Consider the following 7,120-nt stretch of genomic DNA (forward strand, 5'->3'; position numbering starts at 1 on the left):
CATGCGTCAGAGCGAAGTTTGTGCGGTCGGCGATATCAGGGCCGCGGTGGGCGAAGTGGAATGGGCGACCCGGGTCGACCTCGCCGCGTGCTATCGCCTGGTCGCGCTCTATGGAATGACCGACCTGATCTACAATCATATCAGCGCGCAGGTGCCGGGGCATGACGACCAGTATCTAATCAATCCCTATGGCATGCTGTACGAGGAAATCACCGCGTCGAGCCTCGTCAAGATCGATATCGAGGGCCGCACCTTGCTGCAGCCCGACCATGGCTACAATGTCAACGTCGCCGGATTTTACCTGCACGCCCCGATCCATCGCGCGCGCCCCGACGTGAAGTGCGTTCTGCATACCCATACCAGGGCAGGCACCGCGGTCAGCACGCTTGCCGAAGGGCTGCTGCCGCTGTCGCAAACCGCGATGCGGTTTCACGGCCGGATCGGCTATCACGACTTCGAAGGGCCGGCGATCGATCGCGACGAATGCGATCGCGTGGTCGCCGATCTCGGCCGCAACAACGTGCTGGTGTTGCGCAATCATGGCCTGCTGGTCTGCGGCAACACGATCCCGCAGGCGTTCAACGCGATCTACTGGCTCGAGCAGGCGTGCCGGATCCAGGTCGATGCGCTCGGCTGCGGCCGGCCGCTGCACGCGCCGACCGAACTCGCGATCGACAACACGGTGACCTGCTTTGCCGGCACCGAGATCACGCTCGACAATGAGCGCGACACCAATCCGGTGCTGAATGAGGCGGCGCAAAATCTGCAAGCCGGTTACGGCCTGCTGGAATGGCCGGCGCTGCGGCGCAGGCTCGACCGCATCGACGGGAGCTATGCGCAATGAGCCCGTCGCTCGCGGCGTTGCGGATCGGCTTCATCGGGGCCGGTCGCGTGGCGCAGACGCTCGCGCCCGCGTTCACCCGTGCGGGCCTAAATGTCGCGGCCTTTTACAACCGCGGTCCCGACGCCGCGGCGCAACTCGGCTCCCGCGTGCCGTCGGCACGGCCGATGGCGGATGCGCAGCAGGTCGTCGACGGCTGCGACATGGTTTTCCTCACGGTCAGTGACGACGCGATCCTGCCGGTCTGCCGTGCCTTGCGCTGGGAGCCGCGGCATCGCGTGGTCCATTGCAGCGGCGCGACCGAGCTGGCCGCGCTGGATCATGCGAAATCCGCAGGTGCGGCGACCGGCGGATTTCATCCGATGCAGATGTTCGCAAATCCCGACGTCGCGCTGGAGGGATTGCGCGGCTGCACCGTCGGCATCGAGGCCGAGCCCGGCTTCCGCCGCGATCTGGAACGGCTTGCGGCCAGCATCGGATGCGAGCCGCTGGCGCTGCCGGCCGGCGTGCGGGCGCTCTACCATGCCTCGGCCTATTACGTCGGCCCGTTCCTGATCGCGCTGCTCAAGGAGGGCGTCGAGCTCTGGAAGAGTTTTGGCGCCAGCGAAGCCGATGCGCTGCGTGCCATGATGCCGCTGTTGCGAGGCACGGTCGCGGCCGTGCTCGACGGCGGACTGGCCAACGGCATGGGCGGCTGCGTGGCGCGCGGCGACGTTGGCACGATCGTCAAGCATCTTGCGGCATTGGACGGCCGCTTTCCGTCGTCGGGCGCGCTGTACCGCGAACTGGCGCTGCGCAACGTCCCGCTCGGGATCGAACGCGGCACGCTCAGCGCGCCGCGCGCAGCGGAGATCGAGAAATTGCTGCTGCGATCCGCTGACAGCCGCGTTCCGGCATAATGAAAACAAAAGGCCCGGTCGCATCGCGATCGGGCCCTTGTCCTTGATGTCCTGACGGCGCGGCCTATGCGGCGGTCGATGCCTTCTGGGCTGCCGCGGCCTTCTTCTGCTCGGCGGCGATCGCCTCGTCGCGGCGGATCTCCGAAAGCTTCTTCTGCACCTGCTGCGAGAAGATGTACTGGGCCGGCCGCTGCTTCGACATGTCGATCTCCGGCGCCATCGGGCCCGTCGTCTTGATGCCGCGCAGCGCGACCCACATCGCCTTCAGCGGATTGTTGATCGCAGCGGTCGCCGCGGTCGGCTCGTAGCCGCAATGGGCCATACAGTCGGCGCACTTCTCGTACTTGCCGGTGCCGTAGGTTTCCCAATCGGTGGTGTCCATCAGCTCCTTGAAGGTCTTGGCGTAGCCTTCACCGAGCAGATAGCACGGCTTCTGCCAGCCGAAGATGTTGCGCGCCGGCATGCCCCACGGCGTGCACTCGTATTCCTGGTTGCCGGCGAGGAAGTCCAAGAAGAGTCCGGAATGCATGAAATTCCACTTCTTGCCCTTGCCGAGCGCAAAGACGTCGCGGAACAGCTTCTTGGTCTTGGTGCGGTTGAGGAAGTGCTCCTGGTCGGGCGCACGCTCATAGGCATAACCGGGCGACATCGAGACGCCGACGCCGAGCTCGGTGGTGAAGTCGAGAAACTTCGCGATCTCCTCGGCCGGGTGGCCGTCGAAGATGGTGGCGTTGACGTTGACGGTGAAGCCGCGGGCCTTGGCCGCCTTGATCGCAGAGACGGCGCGATCGAACACGCCCTTCTGCGAAACCGCCTTGTCGTGATGGTCCTTCAGGCCGTCGAGATGCACCGAGAAGAACAGATAGGGCGACGGCTCGAACAGATCGAGCTTCTTCTCGAGCAGCAGCGCATTGGTGCACAGCGAGACGAACTTCTTGCGCTCCACGAGGCCGCGCACGATCTCACCGATCTCCTTGTGGATCAGCGGCTCGCCGCCGGGGATCGCCACCATCGGCGCGCCGCACTCATCGGCCGCGTCCCAGCACTCCTGCGCGCTCATGCGGCGGTTGAGGATCGCGTCGGGATAATCGATCTTGCCGCAACCGACGCAGGCGAGGTTGCAACGGAACAGCGGTTCGAGCATCAGCACGAGCGGATAGCGTTTGCGGCCAAGCAGTTTTTGCTTGATCAGATAACCGCCGATACGCATTTCCTTGAAGAACGGTATAGCCATTAGACGATTTTCTTTCTGCACTTATCAAAGGGAAGTGGGTTCAGATCAGCCCGCAGTCAGTTCGGCTGGCAGCCGGAATTCGATATTCTCTTCTCGGCCCGGCACGACCGAGACCGAAACCGGTCCGATCCGCCGCAGAGCCTCGATCACATCGTCGACCAGAACTTCAGGCGCCGACGCGCCCGCAGTGATGCCGACGGCCTTCGCATCCTTCAGCCAGTCCGGGTTGAGTTCGCTCCCATCGGCAATCAGGTAACTCGCGACACCGACCTCGGTGCCGATTTCACGAAGCCTGTTCGAGTTGGAACTATTGGCGGCCCCCACCACCAAAATGACGTCCACCAGCTTGCTCAGGTCCCTTACCGCAGATTGGCGGTTCTGTGTCGCATAGCAGATATCCCTGATGTCCGGGCCTTGAATATCTGTAAATCTGGCCTGAAGCGCCGCGATTATGTCCTTGGTGTCGTCCACAGACAACGTGGTCTGGGTGATATAGGCGACCGGGGTGTCGACCGGCAGCCGCAATTCCGCCACATCCTCGACGCCCTGGACCAGCAGAACCGGCCCCGGAACCTGTCCCATGGTTCCTTCGACCTCGGGATGGCCGGCATGCCCGATCAGGATCAGGGCGCGGCCCTTCGAGATATAGCGTTTGCCCTGATTGTGGACCTTGGTGACGAGCGGGCAGGTGGCATTGAGCACGGGCAGGTCGCGTGCCGCAGCCTCCTCCTCGACGCTTCGCGCGACGCCATGGGCGCTGAACACGGTCACGGCCTTGGCCGGCACTTCCGACAAATCCTCGACGAAGATCGCGCCCTTCTTCTTCAGGCTCTCGACCACGTATTTGTTGTGTACGATCTCATGGCGGACATAGACCGGCGGGCCATACTTCGCGAGCGCGCGTTCGACGATTTCGATCGCGCGCACAACGCCCGCGCAAAAGCCGCGCGGCTGAGCAAGGAAAACTTCCATAGGACGTCCGTTACGCAAATTGCACCAGCCTCGTTCAATGTCCTGCCGCCGTTCGGCAACGCACTTCGCCCGGTCGGGCCTTGCAACATCGGTTGCAATGTCCGCACCATCCCAGGTCCTGCAGGTGATCCGCGTCCCCAAGGGCATGGAAATACAGGGTTTTGTGGCAAAAAGGTAGCGCCTAGAAAGGCTCTACGGTTTGCGGGGAGGGACGTTTGAGGTAATATAGTATATCACGAGGGGCCCTGCGACCCTAAGTCCCCTCACTTGTTCGTCACTTTATCGCCCACTCATGCGGTCTATACCGGCGTTCGTGGCCGTATCCTGTCGTTTGGAACCTCCTCGCCAGCCCGTCGAGGAAGATAACCAAAACAACATTAGATCGGTCCCGGGAACTCCGCTACAGAGCGGGCGTTTTCGGCCATGCTTCCCCGAGATTAGAAAGAAACGAAGTGCTGACAAATATTGTCGTCTCCGTTGTTAGGACGTGTACGCGTTTTGCCCTTCCGGTTGTCATTTTCTCCGTGCTGCTGTCGATCGGGGCCGCCTTCTATACGGCCCGCAACTTCTCGATCAACACCGACATCAACAAGCTGATCTCGCCGGATCTGGATTGGCGCAAGCGCGATAACCAGTTCGAGGAGGCATTCGACCGCGAGCGGCTGATCCTGGCCGTGGTCGAAGCGGCGACACCCGAGCTCGCAAGTTCGGCGGCCAAGGCACTCACCGCGAAGCTGCAGGCTGACAAGAAGAACTTCGAGGCGATCACCGCGCTCGGCTCCGGCGAGTTCTTCGAGCGGAACGGTTTGCTGTTCCTGCCGACCGAAGAGGTCGGCAAGATCACGGCGCAGCTCGAATCGGCCGCGCCGCTGGTCGAGATCATGGCGGGCGATCCCTCGATTCGCGGATTGACCGGCGCGCTCGAGACCGGTCTCGCCGGCGTCAAGCGCGGTCAGGTCAAGCTCGACAACGCCGTGCAGCCGTTCAACCTGATTTCCGAGACCGTCGAGACGGTTCTGGCCAAGGGCGATGCAACCTTCTCCTGGCGCGAGCTGACGAGTGACAAGCCGCTGACCGATTCGGACAAGCGCGCCTTCATCGAGGTCAAGCCGATCATCGACTATTCGGCGCTGGAGCCGGGCAAGTCTGCCACCGATGCGATCCGGCAGGCCGCCGTCGATCTGAAATTCCCGACCGAGTATCACGCTCGCGTGCGCCTGACCGGGCCGGTGCCGATCGCCAACGAGGAATATGCCACCGTGCAGGACGGCGCGATCGCCAACGGCATCGGCACCGTGGTGATCGTGCTGATCATCCTCTGGCTCGCGCTGCATTCCGGCAAGATCATCTTCGCCGTGTTCGTGAACCTGTTCATCGGGCTTGCCCTCACCACGGCGGTCGGCCTGATGATGGTCGGCTCGCTGAACCTGCTCTCGATCGCCTTTGCGGTGCTGTTCATCGGCCTCGGCGTCGACTTCGGCATCCAGTTCAGTGTCCGCTACCGATCCGAGCGGTTCAAGAACGACAATCTGACGCTGGCGCTGGAGAACGCGGCGCGCCGCTCGGCCGTGCCGCTGTCGCTTGCCGCGATGGCGACCGCCGCCGGCTTCCTTTGCTTCCTGCCGACCGATTACAAGGGCATTTCCGAGCTCGGCAAGATCGCCGGTGCCGGCATGCTGATCGCGTTCATCACCAGCATCACGGTGCTGCCGGCGCTGCTCGATCTGCTCAATCCGCCCGGCGAGAAGGAGCCGGTCGGCTACGCCTTCCTTGCGCCGGTCGACCACTTCCTCGAAAAGCATCGCGTCCCGATCATTGTCGGCACGCTGCTGGTCACGGTCGCGGGCTTGCCGCTGCTCCACTACATGAAGTTCGACTTCAACCCGATCAATCTGCGCAACAAGCATGCGGAATCGATCGCAACCTTCCTCGACCTGAGGAAGGACCCGAACACCGGCGCCAACGCCATCGACGTGATGACGCGATCGGAAGAGGACGCCAAGAAGATCGAGGCCAAGCTCGAGAAGCTGCCGGAAGTCGCGCGCGTGATGTCGCTCGCCAGCTTCGTGCCTGACGACCAGCCGGCCAAGCTGAAGCTGATCGCGCAGGCGGCCAAGACGCTCGGCCCCGCGCTCAACCCGGACTCGGTGGATCCGGCGCCGTCGGATCAGGAGAACGTCGAGTCGTTGAAGAGTTCGGTCGACAATTTGCGCAGGACCGCAGGCGCCGACAAGGGCCCGGGCGCGATTGCCGCGCGAAGGCTCGCCGATGCCCTGCAGAAGCTCGCCGATTCGACCCAGGCGACCCGCGACAAGGCGCAGGACGTCTTCGTTGCGCCGATGAAGATCGTGTTCAATCAGCTCAGGAACACGTTGCAGGCGCAGACCGTCACGTTGCAGAACCTGCCGCCGGAACTGGTCGCGAGCTGGAAGACCAAGGACGGCCTGATGCGTGTCGAGGCGGAGCCGAAGGGCGACCCGAACGACAACGACAATCTGCGCCGCTTTGCCGACGCCGTGCTTGCCGCCGAGCCGACCGCGATCGGCGGCCCGGTCTCGATCCTGAAATCGGGCGATGTCATCGTCAACGCGTTCATCCACGCCGGCATTCTGGCACTGGTCACGATCAGCCTGCTGTTGTGGCTCACGCTGCGCCGCATCGTCGACGTGCTGATGACGCTGGTACCGCTGCTGGTGGCCGGCATCGTCACGCTGGAGATCTGCGTGCTGATCAGGCTGCCGCTCAACTTCGCCAACATCGTCGCGTTGCCGCTGCTGCTCGGCGTCGGCGTGGCGTTCAAGATCTACTATGTCACGGCGTGGCGCCAGGGCAGGACGAACCTGCTGCAGTCAAGCCTGACGCGTGCGATCTTTTTCAGTGCGCTGACCACGGCGACCGCGTTCGGCAGCCTGTGGCTGTCGAGCCATCCCGGCACCGCGAGCATGGGCAAGCTGCTCGCGCTCTCGCTCGTCACCACGCTCGCGGCGGTGCTGCTGTTCCAGCCGGCGCTGATGGGCAAGCCGCGTGAGGCCATCAAGGAAGAGGATATCGCCAACGACGTCACCTGACGCGCTGGCGATCCGCTTTCGATTTCGGTTTGGCTCTGGGGGCAGCGGCCTCCGGAGTGGCCGGCCGGCTCCCGCTAGAGCATTTTCGAGCGAAGTGGATACCGGT

General features: G+C 63.4%; 5 protein-coding genes. 3 read left to right on the forward strand and 2 right to left on the reverse strand.

The annotated features are described in order from the left end of the window. Position 1 precedes the first annotated feature (1 nt). Positions 2-844: a class II aldolase/adducin family protein gene (locus B2W55_RS09085; protein WP_024579444.1), complete on the forward strand. Its 843-nt coding sequence runs from the start codon at positions 2-4 to the stop codon at positions 842-844. After that, the gene (locus B2W55_RS09090; RefSeq protein ID WP_024579445.1) at positions 841-1,740 is read left to right on the forward strand and encodes a Rossmann-like and DUF2520 domain-containing protein; all 900 of its coding nucleotides are present in this window, start codon (positions 841-843) and stop codon (positions 1,738-1,740) included. The genes B2W55_RS09085 and B2W55_RS09090 overlap by 4 nt, the downstream gene beginning before the upstream one ends. 64 nt (positions 1,741-1,804) lie before the next feature. Here the strand turns inward: B2W55_RS09090 and hpnH are convergent, their stop codons facing one another. Together hpnH and ispH are read right to left on the reverse strand one after the other, a co-directional pair. Beyond that, positions 1,805-2,974, reverse strand: a complete 1,170-nt coding sequence (gene hpnH, locus B2W55_RS09095; protein WP_024579446.1) for an adenosyl-hopene transferase HpnH — start codon at positions 2,972-2,974, stop codon at positions 1,805-1,807. Between the two features lie 45 nt (positions 2,975-3,019). Continuing rightward, entirely contained in the window at positions 3,020-3,946 is a 927-nt protein-coding gene (ispH, locus tag B2W55_RS09100) for a 4-hydroxy-3-methylbut-2-enyl diphosphate reductase (protein WP_024579447.1), read from the reverse strand. A 452-nt stretch (positions 3,947-4,398) separates the two neighbouring features. Between ispH and B2W55_RS09105 the strand changes: the two genes are divergently transcribed. Beyond that, positions 4,399-7,014, forward strand: coding sequence for an MMPL family transporter (locus tag B2W55_RS09105; RefSeq protein WP_024579448.1), 2,616 nt, complete (start codon positions 4,399-4,401; stop codon positions 7,012-7,014). Positions 7,015-7,120: the final 106 nt, after the last annotated feature.

This window comes from Bradyrhizobium sp. UBA2491, assembly GCF_002341725.1.
Taxonomy (GTDB): domain Bacteria; phylum Pseudomonadota; class Alphaproteobacteria; order Rhizobiales; family Xanthobacteraceae; genus Bradyrhizobium.